Source organism: Oceanobacillus sp. FSL K6-0251, from assembly GCF_038004725.1.
Lineage (GTDB): Bacteria > Bacillota > Bacilli > Bacillales > Amphibacillaceae > Oceanobacillus > Oceanobacillus oncorhynchi.
The window spans coordinates 1963139-1978700 of the sequence record NZ_JBBORS010000001.1; the positions used below are offsets into that span (position 1 = coordinate 1963139).

The following is a 15562-nucleotide window of genomic DNA, read 5'->3' on the forward strand; positions in this document are numbered from 1 at the left end:
ATAAATTTATCTTGTTGAATAGTTATCTAAAAACGGAATGAGCTAGAATCTATGCATTTTAAAAAACACTATGAGATACTGTACACAGAAAATTAGAACTATAGTTAGAAGAGGAGAGATAATCATGAAAATACTATTAGTCGGAGCAACTGGCTCCATCGGAGAAGTAGCGTATGAAGAATTAAAGGACGATGCAGAAATCATCCAAGCCAGCCGGAACACTTCAGAATATCCAGTAGATATTACCTCTGAAGCAAGCATTAGAGCGCTTTTTAAAAAGGTGGGCGAGGTAGACGCCATCATTTGCGCAGCAGGCTCGGCTCATTTTGCAACCGTGGATGAACTGACACCTGAACAGAATATGATTGCGGTAAACAGTAAGCAGCTGGGACAGGTGAACTTAGTATTAATTGGTTTACATTATCTGAGAGACAACGGAAGCATTACGCTGACAACGGGTGTTTTGATGGATGATCCATTGAAAACAGCATCCTCATCGGCGATGGCCAATGGCGGTGTATCCGCGTTTGTTAAATCAGCAGCCATTGAAATGCCGCGTGGAATCCGGATTAATCATGTCAGTCCATCGATGCTGGAAAAATCAAAAGAAAAATATGGTAAACTATTCCAAGGATTTGAACCTGTATCTTCCAAACGGATTGGCTTAGCTTATCGAAAGAGCGTTTTTGGTGCGCAGACTGGCCAGGCTTATAAGGTTTATTAAGCAATTTAAAAATTATTGTTTAACTAGACAAATAGAAAGCAGATCAATTTAGCTGTAATTGGTCTGCTTTCGTATGAGCAATAAAAATATGAAAATAAGGACGTCTTTATAATTGAAAAGGTTCTTCATAAAGTTCTTTGGTAATAGAGACAAAAAGCTGCGTAGCATGGGACGGGCTAGTTGGCGTACATAGTCCTATAATTCGATAAGCATCCTCTTTTAATTTGATAATCCGAATACTTTTAGATGTTTTTTCTCTTTGCAGTACTAGCTCCGGTCTAATATTTATTCCGAGATTTGCTTCAACCAGCGCAATAATCGGCAAATCTTCAGATACTTCATATTTAATATTGGGAGATAGATTATATTTTGAAAATAGTCCATTGATTTCATCATCCCAGCTCTTTTTGGGTTTGATAAACGGATAGGAAGACAACTCCTTTACGCTGATTTCGTTTCTGGAATGTAAAGGATGCTGATTGGAAACAATACAAAATAATTCATCTTTTTTTAGCGGTGAAAAGGTTAGACCGCTGTTTTCAATCGGAGTATTAAAACAACAATCCAATTCCCCGGTCAGCACCCTTTTTTCAAGGGATTCATAATCACCTTCATGAATATTCACTTCAATTCCTGGATACTCCTCCTGCATTTTCATAACAATGTCAGGAATCCAATTGCCTGTCACACTGGAAAAAGAACCTACATTCACCGTTCCGGTCTTCAACCCATTCAAATGGCTTGCTTCCTGCATTAACGCCTCATTCATTTTTTCTATCTGCAACGTATACTGATAAATTTTTTCTCCTTCTTTGGTTAAGGTAATTCCATTTCTGTTTCGATTCAATAATTTTAAATTTAAATCAGATTCCAAACTTTTAATCGCGTTACTGAGTCCGGGCTGCGTAAGGTGAAGTTCCTCTGCTGCTTTGCTGATATTTTTCAGCTGAATTACTTTATTAAATATTTCATATCGCTGCAATGTCATGGGCGTGCTCCTTACTATCATTTTTTTGAATGGTAGACATAATGAATATTTATTTTACTTATGCTAATTATCTAAATAAAATGAGAATATGTCAAACAAATTCCAATTAAAGGGGGCATACGATGTCGACGATAAGAACGGTTGAACAGATAAGTAATTTTATAAATGGGGAATGGGTAGAACCCACTTCAAGAAATTATACAGAAGTTTTTAATCCGGCAACGGGAGAAGAAATTGGCAAGGTTCCGATTTCAGGATTTGAAGAAATTGATAGCGCTGTCAAATCAGCGGAGCTTGCTTTTAAAGAATGGAGAAGAGTTGCTGTTCCAAAAAGAGCGCGAATGCTATTTAAATATCAGCAATTATTAATTGAAAACAGGGAAGAGCTGGCTGAAATCATCACATTAGAAAATGGAAAGACATTTGATGATGCGACGGGCGAGGTACAAAGAGGAATTGAATGCGTAGAATTTGCTGCTGGTGCTCCAACCTTGATGATGGGAGAGCATCTGCCGGATATCGCTACAGGAATCGAATCGGGAATGTATCGCTACCCGATTGGAGTCGTCGGCGGGATTGCACCATTTAATTTTCCGATGATGGTTCCATGCTGGATGTTTCCGTTAGCTATTGCCTGCGGGAATACATTTATTTTAAAGCCATCTGAAAAAACGCCATTGCTTGCCAACCGATTAGCTGAAATTTTTAAAGAGGCAGGTTTGCCTGACGGTGTATTGAATATTGTTCATGGTTCCAATGATGTTGTGAATGGAATTTTAGAACACGAAAAAATTAAAGCGGTATCATTTGTCGGGTCTCAGCCTGTTGCAAAATATATTTATCAGACAGCTGCAGCAAATGGAAAGCGTGTCCAGGCGCTAGCCGGTGCTAAAAATCACAGCATTGTGTTAGAAGATGCAGATTTAGATAATGCGGTATCAAATATTACTGCTGCAGCATTTGGCTCAGCTGGGCAAAGATGTATGGCAGCCTCTGTAGTAGTTGCTGTTGGAGATGTTGCAGATAAACTGACGGAACGCTTGAAGCAGGCAGCGGATAATGTGGTTATCGGAGATGGGGCGGATAAAGCATCTTTTCTTGGACCAGTTATCCGGAAAGAACAAAAGCAAAGAACGTTAGATTATATTGAAACTGGTTTAGAAGAAGGGGCGACCTTACTGAGAGACGGAAGAGAAGATAAGAAAGACAGTGACGGATATTTTGTCGGGGCAACGATATTTGATCATGTTCGCACCGATATGAAAATTTGGGAAGATGAAATGTTTGCGCCAGTGCTTTCGGTTGTGCGTGTGAATACGATTGATGAAGCAATCGAGGTAGCGAATGCATCGGAATTTGCGAATGGAGCCTGCTTATACACGGATAGTGCAAAGGCTATAAGAACATTCAGAGAGGAAATAGATTCCGGGATGCTAGGGATTAACTTAGGCATTCCTGCTCCAATGGCATTCTTCCCGTTTTCAGGATATAAGAATTCATTTTATGGAGATTTACATGCAAATGGCAAGGACGGTGTTCAATTTTATACGCGAAAGAAAATGGTGACGGCGCGTTATTAAGTGGATAAGGAGGTTGGCCAATGCTTCAATCCATGAATCAAGCAAATGATATTAAGCAAAAAGATGCTAAACAGCTCTGGCACGCAATGAGAGGGTCTAAACCCGATCCGAATCTTCTGGTTGCGGAAACTGCTGAAGGAGCGTGGGTGACAGATATTGACGGAAATAAATACTTAGATGGAATGTCTGGATTATGGTGCGTTAATGCCGGTTATGGACGGACGGAAATTGCACAGGCAGCATATGAACAATTGGAAAAGCTGGCATATTTTCCGCTGGCACACAGTCATCAGCCGGCGATTCAATTGGCTGAGAAGTTAAACAGCTTTCTAGATGATGATTACGTGTTCTTTTTCTCTAATAGCGGTTCGGAAGCAAATGAAACAGCCTTTAAGATAGCGAGGCAATACCATCAGCATAAAGGAGAAGGACAGCGGACAAAATTTATTTCCAGATATCGTGCTTACCATGGAAATACCATGGGAGCGCTCGCTGCAACCGGCCAGGCTGAAAGAAAATATAAGTATGAGCCGTTAGCACAAGGTTTTTTGCATGTAGCACCGCCTGATCTTTATCGCAACCCGGACGATGAAAAGACTTTATCCTCTGCGGAAGCAATTAATGAATTAATGACATGGGAGCTTAGCTCAACCATCGCCGGTGTGATTATGGAGCCGATTATTACCGGAGGAGGCATTCTGATGCCGCCTGAGAATTATCTGAAGCGGGTCAAAGAAATCTGTGAGGCGCATGGAGCATTGCTGATTGTCGATGAAGTTATTTGCGGCTTTGGCAGGACGGGCAAACCGTTCGGATTTATGAATTATGATGTAAAACCGGACATTATTACGATGGCAAAAGGAATTACAAGTGGTTATATGCCTTTATCAGCTACTGCAGTCAGAAGAGAAATTTTTGAGCAATTTGACGGTGAAGATATATACGATCGTTTCCGTCATGTGAATACGTACGGCGGGTCCCCAGCAGCCTGTGCTGTAGCTTTAAAGAATATTGAAATTATGGAAGAGGAAAATCTCTTCCAGCAGTCGGAACAGCTGGGAGCACGATTACTAGAAGATTTTCAAGATTTATTAACGCATCCCAATGTCGGGGATGTCCGCGGGAAAGGCTTGTTGCTGGGAATAGAGCTGGTAGAGGAGAAACAGACAAAGGAACCAATTCATGTCGATAAAATCAATCAGATTGTAGCTAAATGTAAGCAAAGCGGATTGCTGGTTGGTAAAAATGGGGATACGGTTGCCGGCTTTAATAATATTCTTCAGCTGGCTCCACCGCTCAGTATTACAGAAGAGGATTATCAATTCATCGTCAAAACAGTGACGGAGAGCATTTCAGAGTTGAATTGATTGGATTCTTCAAAGGATAGATACAAAGGAGGAAGGTATCATGAGTGACGCAGCAGCATTTGAAGCAGTTTTAAAAGATACGGAAGAAGTTCAGAATATGTATATCGCTGGGGAGTGGACCAGCGGGAGTACCGGAAAATCCAGAAAGGTTTATAACCCTGCAAACAACCAAGTCATTGCAACCGTTGCTGACGGCGGCGCTGAGGATGCAGACAAAGCAATCGAAGCTGCCAGAAAAGCCTTTTATGAAGATGGCTGGCGTGAAGCCTATGCGAGAACAAGGGCTGACCTGCTATTGAATGTAGCAGAGAAGCTGGAGGCGCGGAAAGAGGAAATAGCAAAATTAGAAACATTAAATAACGGAAAAATCTATGAGGATTCTATTGTTGATGTGGAGGATGCCATACATCAATTTAAATATTATGCGGGACTGGCGATGCAGCCGCATGGTCAAACCTATGAAGTGCCCGATGAAATTCAGGCCATGGTGATTCGGGAGCCGGTTGGCGTGGTCAGCATTATTGTTCCGTGGAATTTCCCGCTGGTAATGGCTGCGCAAAAGCTGTCAGCTGCGCTTGCTGCAGGGTGTACCGTGGTGGTAAAACCAGCTTCTCAAACGCCGTTAACCGTGTTGAGATTATTTGAAATTATTGATGAGGTCGGCTTTCCAGACGGGGCAGCGAATCTGGTGTTGGGTCCAGGCTCTGTGATCGGCAATCAATTAGTACAACATAAGGATGTCGATAAAATATCGTTTACCGGCGGAACAGATACCGGGAAGCAAATTATGAAGGATGCAGCGGATACCATTAAAAAAGTCGGCTTAGAGCTGGGAGGAAAATCTCCAAATATCGTATTTGCCGACGCGGATTTTGAAACGGCAGTCGATTATGCCATGCTGGGCATCTTCGCCGGACAGGGGCAGGTTTGCTCGGCGGGCTCCCGATTAATTTTAGAGAAAAGTATCTATGAGAAATTTGTTGATGAATTAGTAAAACGCACGAACAAAATCAAGATTGGACCGGGATGGGACCCGCAAACTGAAATGGGACCGCTTATTTCTCCGGATCATGCCGATTCTGTTCTGGAATATGTCAAAGTCGGCTTGGATGAAGGCGCGGAATTATTATGCGGCGGAGAACGTTTAACAGACGGTTCTCTTGCAGAAGGGAATTATGTAGCTCCGACGATTTTTGCAAATACAACACCAGATATGCGGATTGTACAGGAAGAAATTTTTGGGCCAGTACTGGTTATTCAAGTATTTGAAACAGAGAAAGAGGCACTGGAGCTGGCAAATGGAACAGATTTTGGATTGGCGGCAGCGGTATTTACGAATGACGGTGCGAAAGCGCAGCGGGTGATTCGCGGATTACATGCAGGAATTACCTGGGTGAACAGCTATCATCCAACATTCAATGAAGCTCCTTGGAGCGGCTATAAGCAGAGTGGAATTGGCGGAGATTTAGGCACATATGGCTTTGAAGAGTATCTGTATAAAAAGCAGGTCAACATTGCTTTAGAAGTGAAGCCTTCAGGCGCTTACTCCAATGCAGACAGTTAATCTATCAATCTATTTTTAAAAAGGAGGTGGCAGATTGAATAGTTTTGATGTGGTTGTTATCGGCGGAGGCATTATTGGTTCAAGTGTAGCTTATTACCTCTCTAAAGAAGGGTACCAAGTTGCTTTGGTGGAGAAGGGAGATATAGCGGCTGGTACGTCGAGCAGATGTGATGCTGTTGCCCTCATTTGTGATAAGAAACCGGGAATTGATACAGAAATCGGCTTTCGAAGTATTCAGCTGTATAAAGAATTAGCAAAAGAATTCTCTTTTGATTTCGAGTTTTTCTCCCGGGGAAGCCTGTATGTTTGTGAAACAGAACAGGAATTGGAAATTGCAAATGGGTATGTCAAGCAGCAGGTCGCTGCCGGCTACGATATGAAGATGGTAAGTAAAGAGGAGCTTCCCGATATCGAAAAGCATTTGGCTAACGATTTGGCAGGCGGTGTCTGGACAGAGGTTGACTCTACGATGAATCCATATCTCGTTTGCTACGCCTTTATTGAAGAAGCAAAAAAATACGGATTGCAGCTTTTTACGAATCAGGAAGTAAAAGAAATCACACAGGGTCCGGATGACTCTGTAGAGTCTGTAAAAACCAGCACCACAACGTTATATACGAAAAATGTGGTCAATTGCGCCGGTGTCTGGGCAAGTCATATTGGGGAAATGGTCGGGATAGACATTCCGATTCGGCCAAGAAAAGGAATGGTCCTTGTGACAGAGCGGACAGACAGGATCGTTCATCAAAAAGTACATGAATTTGGCTATATGCTCTCTAAATTTGAAGATATCAACTACAAAAGAAATGTCAGTAAACTTGTAGAAGATTATAATATTGCCTTTACCATTGAACCGACAGAAGCAAGTAATTATTTAGTAGGCGGACATCGCGCATTTAAAGGCTATGATACCAGTGCGGAACATGATGTGATGCGGGGAATTGCCGAACGGGCAACGCGGTTCCTGCCGATGTTAAAGGATGTCAATTGTATACGTGCCTATGCCGGCATCCGCCCATGGGTAGTGGATCATTTGCCGATTGTATCCGAGGTAGATGAGGTGCCGGGCTTCTATATTGCCAGCGGCCATGAGGGTGACGGAATCAGTATGGCACCGATTACCGGGAAAATGATGACAGAGCTTATTTCAGGAAAAGAAACCGAATTTAATATTGATCGCTTGAAATTTTCAAGATATAAAGCGCAAGAAGAAATCTTACAAACTATTTAATTATTGGAGGAATGAATGATGTATAAACCAACTGGAATGATACCTGCAATGCCAACACCATTTAATGAGGACGGATCGATTAACTTTTCTGCCTATCAAGGCTTGATTAATCACCTGGTTGACGGCGGAGTACACTGCCTGCTTGCTGGAGGAAGCACAGGAGAATATTCGCTGATGTCGTTAGAAGAAAGAAAGAGTCTATTAAAAGCAGCGGTAGAATATGCCGGCGGACGTGTGCCTGTCATGGCAGGTACGAGTGCACACCGGGAGGAAGAAACGCTGGAGCTGACAAAATATGCAGCAGAAGTTGGCGCGGATTGTGCGCTTGTCGTAACACCATATTATATGACAACAAGTGAAGAAGGAATGAAAGCATATTATAAAAAATTAGCTGCCGAAGCAGGAATTGGAATTGTTATCTATCATTATCCTGCAGCAACCAATGTAGAGCTTTCCCCTGAATTTATTGCGGAATTAAGTGAAGAGGAAGGAATTGTAGCGGTCAAAAATACAACAGACCAGGAGCATACTTGTAAAGTGATTGCTTTAACCAAGGATAACGAGGACTTTACTGTATTAACCGGATTTGAACACCTGATTCTGCCGACGTTATCTGTAGGTGGGCACGGGGCGACAGGAATTATTCACAATCTGGTTCCAAAAGAAATCGTAGAAATGTACGAGTTATTTACAAAGGAAAAAGATATCGACGGCGCATTAGCTATCAATCAGCGTTTACTTCCGCTATATGATTATGTGGAAGCAGAGCCGGTGCCGGGACCTGTGAAAGCCGGTTTAGATATTATTGGCCTGGAAGGAGGAACCGTACGGAAACCATTAGTGCCAGCTTCCGAGGAGCTAAAAGAGAAGATGAGCAAAACATTAAAAGAATTAGGCTATGAAGTAAAGCCGGTTTAGGTTTTTAGCAGGTGAAGGCACAGAGAAAAACAGCATAAAAATATATTTTGTTTGATTTCTCTGTGCCGCTGCTTTGAATTGAGATGATGGAGGAAAAAAATATGGCGAGCAGCAGAAATCAAGAATATGGCTTTGTGAAATCGGATCACGGTCAGCTGATTGAAATGAAAAAAGGGCAATATGTAGCGGGTTTCTCCGTAGGAATTCTATTCCTGGATGATTGCTGGTACCCGGTATTACCTGGCAACGTAGCTAATTTATCCACCTATGATTTTCCTGTTGTACCACGGGTTGTGTCGAATTGTACCCAGGACAGAATTCACGTCGGCGACCCGACGCTGGTGGGCGATGTGATTCAAACAGCACAGCAGCTGGAAAGAGAGGGAGCGAGGGTCATTTGCGGAGCATGCGGCTTCTTTGGGAATTATCAAAAGCAGGTTGCCGATGCAGTAGACATCCCCGTCTTTATGTCGAGTGTTGTTCAGATTCCATGGATTAAAACAGGATTAAAAAGCCATCAGCGTATCGGCATGCTGACGGCAGACAGTGATGGCATAACGGAAAGTCTGTTTGACAGCTGTGGAGTGACCAATGTAGATGATGTCGTGGTAAAAGATTTGGGGAAATTACCGGAATTCTCTGCCATCGTGGAGAGCAGAGGAAGCTTTGACAACGGAGTAGTTAGAGAAGAGGTTATTCAAGCGGCAAATGAGCTGGTGGAGGATCATCCGGATATTGGAGCTATCCTGCTGGAATGCAGTGATTTACCTCCGTATGCCGCAGCAATTCAACAAGCGGTCGGATTGCCAGTCTTTGATTTTATTACAATGATTCGATGGGCGCATATGGCAACTGCTCAGAAACCGTATTATGGTTTTATTTAAAACAAAGGAGGAGTACGGATGGCGGATGAAGATATCATCATTTGCAGATGTGAAGAGATAACATTAAAAGAAATTAATCAGACGATAGATCATTACCATTGTTCCTCTCGTGAAGTGAAGCTGAGAACAAGAGCAGGGATGGGATATTGCGGAGGAAGAACGTGCCGGAGTATGATTGATCAAATTGTTCAGTCCCATGACTCTGCTCCAAGGACAGATGGTATTTCTCTCAGCTATCGTCCGCCGGTCAGACCAGTATCATTTGGCACTCTGGGAGGGATGGATCATGTCAGTGAGGATTGAGGAGCACCCGATTTTAGGGTCTTTATCGAATAAAAATAAATTAACCTTTACATTTAATAATCAAACGATAGAAGCGCTTGAAGGAGATACCATTGCTTCAGCATTATTAGCAGAAGGATATCGAGAATTACGAAAGCATGATGTAAGCGGAAAAGGCAGAGGAATCTATTGTAATATCGGTCATTGCTTTGAATGCAGAGTTCAGCTGGAGGACAGGCAAGTTGTCCGCGCTTGTGTAACTGCTGTCAAGGATGGGATGACTGTTTATTCTTTAAGGAAGTGATGGTTTATGTGGAATTTGGTGATTATCGGTGCTGGTCCAGCGGGTTTAACAGCAGGAATAGCAGCCGCAGAAAATGGAGTAGCCGTTAAGGTGATTGATGAATTTCCCCGCCCGGGAGGCAGGTTATTAGGCCAATTGCATGAGGAGCCGAACGGGGAGTGGTGGAATGGCATCCAAGAATCTGAAAATCTGGTAGATAGAGCTGAATCTCTAGGTGTGGAAATAGAATGTGAAACATCCGTTTATAATTTGGAAAAAATAGAAGCTGGCTGGAGAATTTATACTTCCAGCGGCGCTATCGATACGGTGCATCTGCTGTTGGCAACAGGCGCAAGTGAAACACATATTCCGCTGCCGGGGTGGACGCTTCCAGGGGTAATGTCAATTGGAGCGGCACAGGTAATGGGGAATGTCCACAGGGTAAAGCCGGGGAATTCTTGTATTATCATCGGAGCAAATGTATTATCGATGGCCATTGCCAATGAGTTAAAGCTGTGCGGCGTAGATGTGAAGGCCATTATTTTACCAGTAACCGAACAAATAGGAAAAGAAGCTGGTCAGCCGCAGGAAGTATTAGCATCATTAATGCGTTTGACCCATCTGGCTCCTTCTCCTTTACTAAAACAGCTGGGCAAGCTGGGAAAACATATGCCCGTGAGTTTTGCGACAAAATTTTATCCAAGTAATGGATTGAAAATGAACGGGATTCCAATCAAATTAAAAACGGCTGTAACAGAGATTATCGGGGAAGATGTTGTTGAAGGAGTGAAAACCGTAAAAATAAACACAGCAGGCGAACCCATTCCAGGAACAGAAAAGACGGAAACAGCTGATGTGGTTTGTATTTCAGGGGGACTGACGCCAATGGCAGAGCTTGCTTCTGTTGCCGGTTGTTCCTTTAAATACGTGGAAGCATTAGGGGGACATATTCCGGTTCATAATGAAAAAATGGAGACAACACTCCCTGATTTATATGTATCTGGCAATATCACAGGAGTAGAAAGCTCAAAGGTTGCCATGGCACAAGGGGAAGTCGCCGGATTAAATATAGCATCGAAAGTAATTGGAGAAAATCCCGCATTAACAGAGCGTATGAATCGCGCAATTCAAAATGTAAAAAAGGTAAGAGCAGCCGCTTTAATTCAATTTCATCCGGAAATTAAAAAGGAAAGAGAAACATTGTATCAAGATTATCAACAAAATGCTTGAAATGAAGAAGGTAAGGAGACATGTCATATGAAAATACTATTAATCGGAGCAACCGGATCCATCGGAGAAGTAGCGTATGAAGAATTAAAGGACGATGCAGAAATCATCCAAGCCAGCCGGAATTCTTCAGAATATCCAGTAGATATTACTTCAGAAGAGAGCATCAGAGCGCTTTTTGAAAAGGTAGGACAGGTGGATGGCATCATTTGCGCTGCAGGTTCGGCCCATTTTGCCACAGTGGATGAACTGACACCGGAACAGAATATGATTGCGGTAAACAGCAAGCAGCTGGGACAGGTAAATGTAGTATTAATCGGTTTACATTATCTGAGAGATAACGGAAGCATTACGCTTACAACGGGTGTTTTGATGGATGATCCATTGAAAACTGCATCCTCATCGGCGATGGCCAATGGCGGTGTATCCGCGTTTGTTAAATCAGCAGCCATTGAAATGCCGCGTGGAATCCGGATTAATCATGTCAGTCCATCGATGCTGGAGAAATCAAAAGAAAAATATGGTAAACTATTCCAAGGGTTCGAACCTGTTTCTTCCAAACGGATTGGCTTAGCTTATCGAAAAAGTGTCTTTGGAGCGCAAACGGGTCAGGCATATAAAGTATATTAACCGATTTTCTGGTGCGGGGCCTAAAATGGATTCTAGTTTTTAGGCCCGTGAACAAGGGGGATAACATGGGTGAATTTATAGGGCGATTAAACGATATTGTATGGAGTCCAGCGTTGGTTATTTTTATTCTGGCACTGGGATTGTTTTTCTCCATAGCAACGCGTTTCATTCATTTTCGATATATTAAGGACATGTTTAAACTGACATTTACTGGCGGAAAGTCGGAGGCAGGTATTTCTTCGTTTCAAGCATTATCGATGTCGATTGGAAGCAGAATTGGTATTGGTAATATAGCCGGTGTAGCGACTGCAATCACATTAGGGGGTCCGGGAGCTGTATTCTGGATGTGGATTTTGGCTTTTTTCTCTGCCAGTATTGCTTTTATGGAAACCACGCTTGCACAGATTTATAAAGTGAAGCAGGATGGGGAATACCGCGGAGGCGTCCCGTATTATATTGGTAAAGGGTTAAAGAAAGAATGGTTTGCTGTCATTTTTGCAGCCGTGACCATGGTTTCTATGACGATTCTTGTCCCGGGGATTCAAGTAAATACTATAGCGCTTTCTCTTGATGACGCATTTGGTATAGCTCCGGCAATAACAGGTATATTACTCGTGATTTTACTGGCTGTTGTTATTTTTGGAGGGGTAAAAAGAATTGCAAAAACGGCGGAGACGATTGTTCCAGTTATGGCAATTGGTTATATCGGCGTATGTGTTGTTATTTTAGCTGTTAATTTCACATCCATACCAGATGTACTTTCATTAATTGTTTCCAGCGCAATCAATCCAAGTGCAACATTTGGCGGAATCATAGGTTCAGCAATCGCCTGGGGCGTACAAAGAGGAGCCTTTTCGAATGCCGCCGGCTTTGGAAGTGAAACCTTTGAAACAGGAGCAGCAGAAGTTTCCCATCCTGTTAAACAAGGATTAGTGCAGGCATTATCCGTGTATATCACCACCCTGGTTATTTGTTCTGCTACAGCATTTATGGTCTTGATTACTGGTATGTATAATGTTCAGCTGGATGATGGCACGATGGTTGAGAACAATATTGGTGCTGTGGAAGCAGGTTCCAACAACGTTCAATTAAGCGTTGAAACGATTTTACCGGGATTAGGGGGACCTTTCGTTGCTGTTGCGATCTTCTTCTTTGCATTTACCAGTTTGATTACGTACTCCTATAAAGCGGAAACCAGTCTGGCCTATCTTAACAGTAACCGTAAAAAAAAGCTGCAGTGGCCATTAACTGTCTTGAAATGCGGCCTGTTAGTCACCGTTTTTTATAATAGTACAAATTCAGCTGCCCTGGCATGGAGTTTTGGCGACTTAGGGTTTGGGGTCATGGCTTGGTTAAACATGATAGCATTGCTATTTCTGACAAAACCAGTCTTAAAGGCCGTAAAGGATTATGATGTGCAGAAAAAACAAGGAAAAGATCCAGTATTTGATTCGTTGAAAGCTGGAATTAAAAATGCAGATTTTTGGGAACCGGAACAAGAGGAAAATGTGCAGCCGGCTAAAAAAGAACGAAAAGTTATTTAGTGTATTGTAAGCGTTTGCTGGTTGGCCCAGTTTAGTTTAATGGTGTCTTTAGATTCTTTTGGGGCAGGTTAAGAAAGCATACGGGTTCATTCGGTTTTTAGGAGTGGTCGATTTTATGAAAACAGTGGTTATTACAGGTGCTGGAAGCGGTCTGGGTTCAGAATTAGCGTATGCTTTTTCTGAACTTGATTATAAGGTATGTCTGTTAGGCAGGACGCGTTATAAATTAGAGGAGGTGTCCCAAAATTTAAAAGGAAAATCTTCCATCTTTGAAGTGGATATTACAGATCCCTTAAGTGTGGCAGAAGTATTCAAGAAAATAGATGAATCACATGATGCCATAGACTGTCTCGTAAATAATGCAGGGGTCGGTATTTTTAAATCATTAGCTGAAATGGATAATAAAGAAGTCGATTTGTTGATTGATACAAATGTAAAAGGAGCGATTTATTGCACCAAAGAAGTTTTACCAGATATGCAACGCAGGAATAAGGGAGATATTTTAAATATTATTTCCAATTCTGGAAAAGCTGCCAAAGCAGATGAAATCATATATAGTACCAGTAAATTTGGAATGCGGGGGTTTTCAGAAGCATTAACGGATTTAACAAAAGACACAGATATTAGAGTGCTTGCGGCATACATGGGGAATATGAACACCAGCCTCTGGCGGGAGGATAAGCCGGCAGAACGGAAAAGCTACGCAAGTCCAAAAGATATGACGAAAATAATTATGGATCATTTCCAGGATAGAGAAAATGTAGTTAGTTCGGACATAGTTATAGAAAACCAATAGAATCGAATGACTTTAGATAACTGCTAACAGAGGAAATCAGTAAGATTAAAAAATCTGAAATAGATAAGGGAGAGTTATATGAGCGCATTTATAGATTGGTTAAGCGGAGCTGTCTGGAATCAGTATTTTATTTTCAGTTTTTTAGTGATTGGTTTATTCTTTTCTATTATGACCAGATTTGTGCAAGTGACACATTTAAAAGATATGATCAAGCTAATGTTTGTGAGAAGATCTTCTGAATCCGGCGTGTCTTCCTTCCAGGCAATTTCAATGTCACTGGGGAGCAGAATCGGAACTGGTAATGTTGCAGGAGTTGCAACAGCAATCACACTTGGGGGACCGGGAGCAGTATTTTGGATGTGGGTAATGTCTTTCTTTGGAGCAGCTACAAGTTTTATTGAAATTACATTATCGCAGGTTTATAAAAGTAAAGTGAATGGAGAATTGCGTGGCGGGACGCCATATTTTATTGAAAAAGGTCTTGGATTTAGAAAACTGGGTATTATTTTTGCAATATTAACAACTTTGGCAACAGGATTTTTTCTGATGAATATTCAATCTAATACGATTGCGGCTTCAATGGAGGGAGCTTTTGGGATTCCGCCATATGTTATTGGGATTATCCTTGTTCTTTTAATGGGGTTATGTGTCTTTGGCGGTGTAAAAAGAATTGCTAAAACTGCGGAGTATTTAGTACCTTTTATGGCAATTGGTTACATTATAGTCTGTATTATTATTTTAGGGCTTAATTTTCGGGCTATTCCAGATTTGTTTTCATTGATTATATCGAGTGCATTTGGTGCAGAAGCAACGTTTGGTGGCATGATAGGAGCGGCTATATCATGGGGGGTTCAAAGAGGATTTTTCTCGAATGCTGCAGGTGCAGGTTCAGGCGCTGGCCGTGTATGTTGATACTTGGATTATATGCTCGGCAACTGCCTTTATGATTCTTATTACAGGGATGTACAATGTAGAAGGGGCAGCATCTGTCGTGAATGTTCCTGGTGTAGAAGCTGGCTCAGTAAATGTGCAGCTGGCAGTAGATACCGTTTTGCCGGGTATTGGATCTGCTTTTATGGCTATTGCCTTATTTTTCTTTTGTTTTACCACAATGATAACTTACTATTATAAAACAGAATCTAGTGCTACGTATATTATTGGCCATTCCAATAAAAAGGAAAAATTATTTTTATTTCCGTTACGTATAGGCATACTTATTTTTGCCTTTGTCGGCGCTATTGTTTCCGCATCTACAGCATGGGCAATGGGAGACATCGGATTAGGAAGCATGGCGTATTTGAACTTAATCAGCACGTTGCTGTTATCTGGGGTAGCACTCAAGGTTTTAAAGGATTATAAAGAACAGAAAAAAGCAGGTAAAGATCCTGTGTTTGATCCAGTAAAGCTAGGAATTAAGAATGCGGATTATTGGGAAACACGACAAGAAGAAAGTTCCCGATCATCTAAAAGCGGAACAAAGGTTATTTGAAGTATTGTAAGCGTTTGCTTAAGTGTTGAAATAATTTAACATGATAAAGTGCGAA

General features: G+C 41.9%; 14 protein-coding genes and 1 pseudogene. 14 read left to right on the forward strand and 1 reads right to left on the reverse strand.

Features of this window, described 5'->3' with window-relative positions; all coding sequences use genetic code 11:
• Nucleotides 1–124: 124 nt before the first annotated feature.
• Nucleotides 125–724 (forward strand): short chain dehydrogenase, encoded by a 600-nt coding sequence (locus MKY45_RS09980; RefSeq protein WP_256706094.1) that lies wholly within the window; start codon nt 125–127, stop codon nt 722–724.
• Between the two features lie 106 nt (nt 725–830).
• On the opposite strand, the gene MKY45_RS09985 is transcribed toward MKY45_RS09980, so the two are convergent.
• Complete coding sequence (locus tag MKY45_RS09985; RefSeq protein WP_256706096.1) at nt 831–1712, reverse strand: LysR family transcriptional regulator; 882 nt, start codon at nt 1710–1712, stop codon at nt 831–833.
• Nucleotides 1713–1834: 122 nt separating this feature from the next.
• Between MKY45_RS09985 and MKY45_RS09990 the strand changes: the two genes are divergently transcribed.
• The 13 genes and pseudogenes from MKY45_RS09990 to MKY45_RS10050 all read left to right on the forward strand — a co-directional run bounded on the left by MKY45_RS09990 (nt 1835) and on the right by MKY45_RS10050 (nt 15507).
• Nucleotides 1835–3292, forward strand: coding sequence for a CoA-acylating methylmalonate-semialdehyde dehydrogenase (locus MKY45_RS09990; protein ID WP_341172877.1), 1458 nt, complete (start codon nt 1835–1837; stop codon nt 3290–3292).
• 20 nt (nt 3293–3312) lie between these two features.
• Nucleotides 3313–4659, forward strand: a complete 1347-nt coding sequence (locus MKY45_RS09995) for an aspartate aminotransferase family protein (protein ID WP_256706097.1) — start codon at nt 3313–3315, stop codon at nt 4657–4659.
• A gap of 40 nt (nt 4660–4699) precedes the next feature.
• Complete coding sequence (locus MKY45_RS10000; RefSeq protein WP_256706098.1) at nt 4700–6223, forward strand: aldehyde dehydrogenase family protein; 1524 nt, start codon at nt 4700–4702, stop codon at nt 6221–6223.
• A 34-nt stretch (nt 6224–6257) separates the two neighbouring features.
• Nucleotides 6258–7454, forward strand: coding sequence for an NAD(P)/FAD-dependent oxidoreductase (locus tag MKY45_RS10005; protein ID WP_256706099.1), 1197 nt, complete (start codon nt 6258–6260; stop codon nt 7452–7454).
• A gap of 15 nt (nt 7455–7469) precedes the next feature.
• Nucleotides 7470–8372 (forward strand): 4-hydroxy-tetrahydrodipicolinate synthase, encoded by a 903-nt coding sequence (gene dapA / locus MKY45_RS10010; protein ID WP_338112853.1) that lies wholly within the window; start codon nt 7470–7472, stop codon nt 8370–8372.
• A gap of 101 nt (nt 8373–8473) precedes the next feature.
• A complete protein-coding gene (locus MKY45_RS10015; protein ID WP_289584646.1) occupies nt 8474–9256 on the forward strand; it encodes an aspartate/glutamate racemase family protein in 783 nt (260 codons plus the stop codon).
• Nucleotides 9257–9274: 18 nt separating this feature from the next.
• The gene (locus MKY45_RS10020) at nt 9275–9559 is read left to right on the forward strand and encodes a (2Fe-2S)-binding protein (protein WP_256706101.1); all 285 of its coding nucleotides are present in this window, start codon (nt 9275–9277) and stop codon (nt 9557–9559) included.
• On the forward strand, nt 9543–9842 hold the full coding sequence (locus MKY45_RS10025) for a (2Fe-2S)-binding protein (RefSeq protein ID WP_256706102.1): 300 nt from the start codon (nt 9543–9545) through the stop codon (nt 9840–9842). Before MKY45_RS10020 ends, MKY45_RS10025 begins: the two co-directional genes overlap by 17 nt.
• 6 nt (nt 9843–9848) lie before the next feature.
• Nucleotides 9849–11051 carry an NAD(P)/FAD-dependent oxidoreductase gene (locus tag MKY45_RS10030; RefSeq protein ID WP_256706103.1) on the forward strand — a complete coding sequence of 401 codons (1203 nt, stop codon included), beginning with the start codon at nt 9849–9851 and terminating at the stop codon, nt 11049–11051.
• A gap of 27 nt (nt 11052–11078) precedes the next feature.
• Nucleotides 11079–11678: a short chain dehydrogenase gene (locus MKY45_RS10035; RefSeq protein WP_341172878.1), complete on the forward strand. Its 600-nt coding sequence runs from the start codon at nt 11079–11081 to the stop codon at nt 11676–11678.
• A gap of 65 nt (nt 11679–11743) precedes the next feature.
• The gene (locus tag MKY45_RS10040) at nt 11744–13222 is read left to right on the forward strand and encodes an alanine/glycine:cation symporter family protein (RefSeq protein ID WP_341172879.1); all 1479 of its coding nucleotides are present in this window, start codon (nt 11744–11746) and stop codon (nt 13220–13222) included.
• A 115-nt stretch (nt 13223–13337) separates the two neighbouring features.
• Nucleotides 13338–14018, forward strand: coding sequence for an SDR family oxidoreductase (locus MKY45_RS10045; protein ID WP_341172880.1), 681 nt, complete (start codon nt 13338–13340; stop codon nt 14016–14018).
• Nucleotides 14019–14186: 168 nt separating this feature from the next.
• A pseudogene (locus MKY45_RS10050) lies at nt 14187–15507 on the forward strand (alanine/glycine:cation symporter family protein).
• Nucleotides 15508–15562 lie beyond the last annotated feature (55 nt).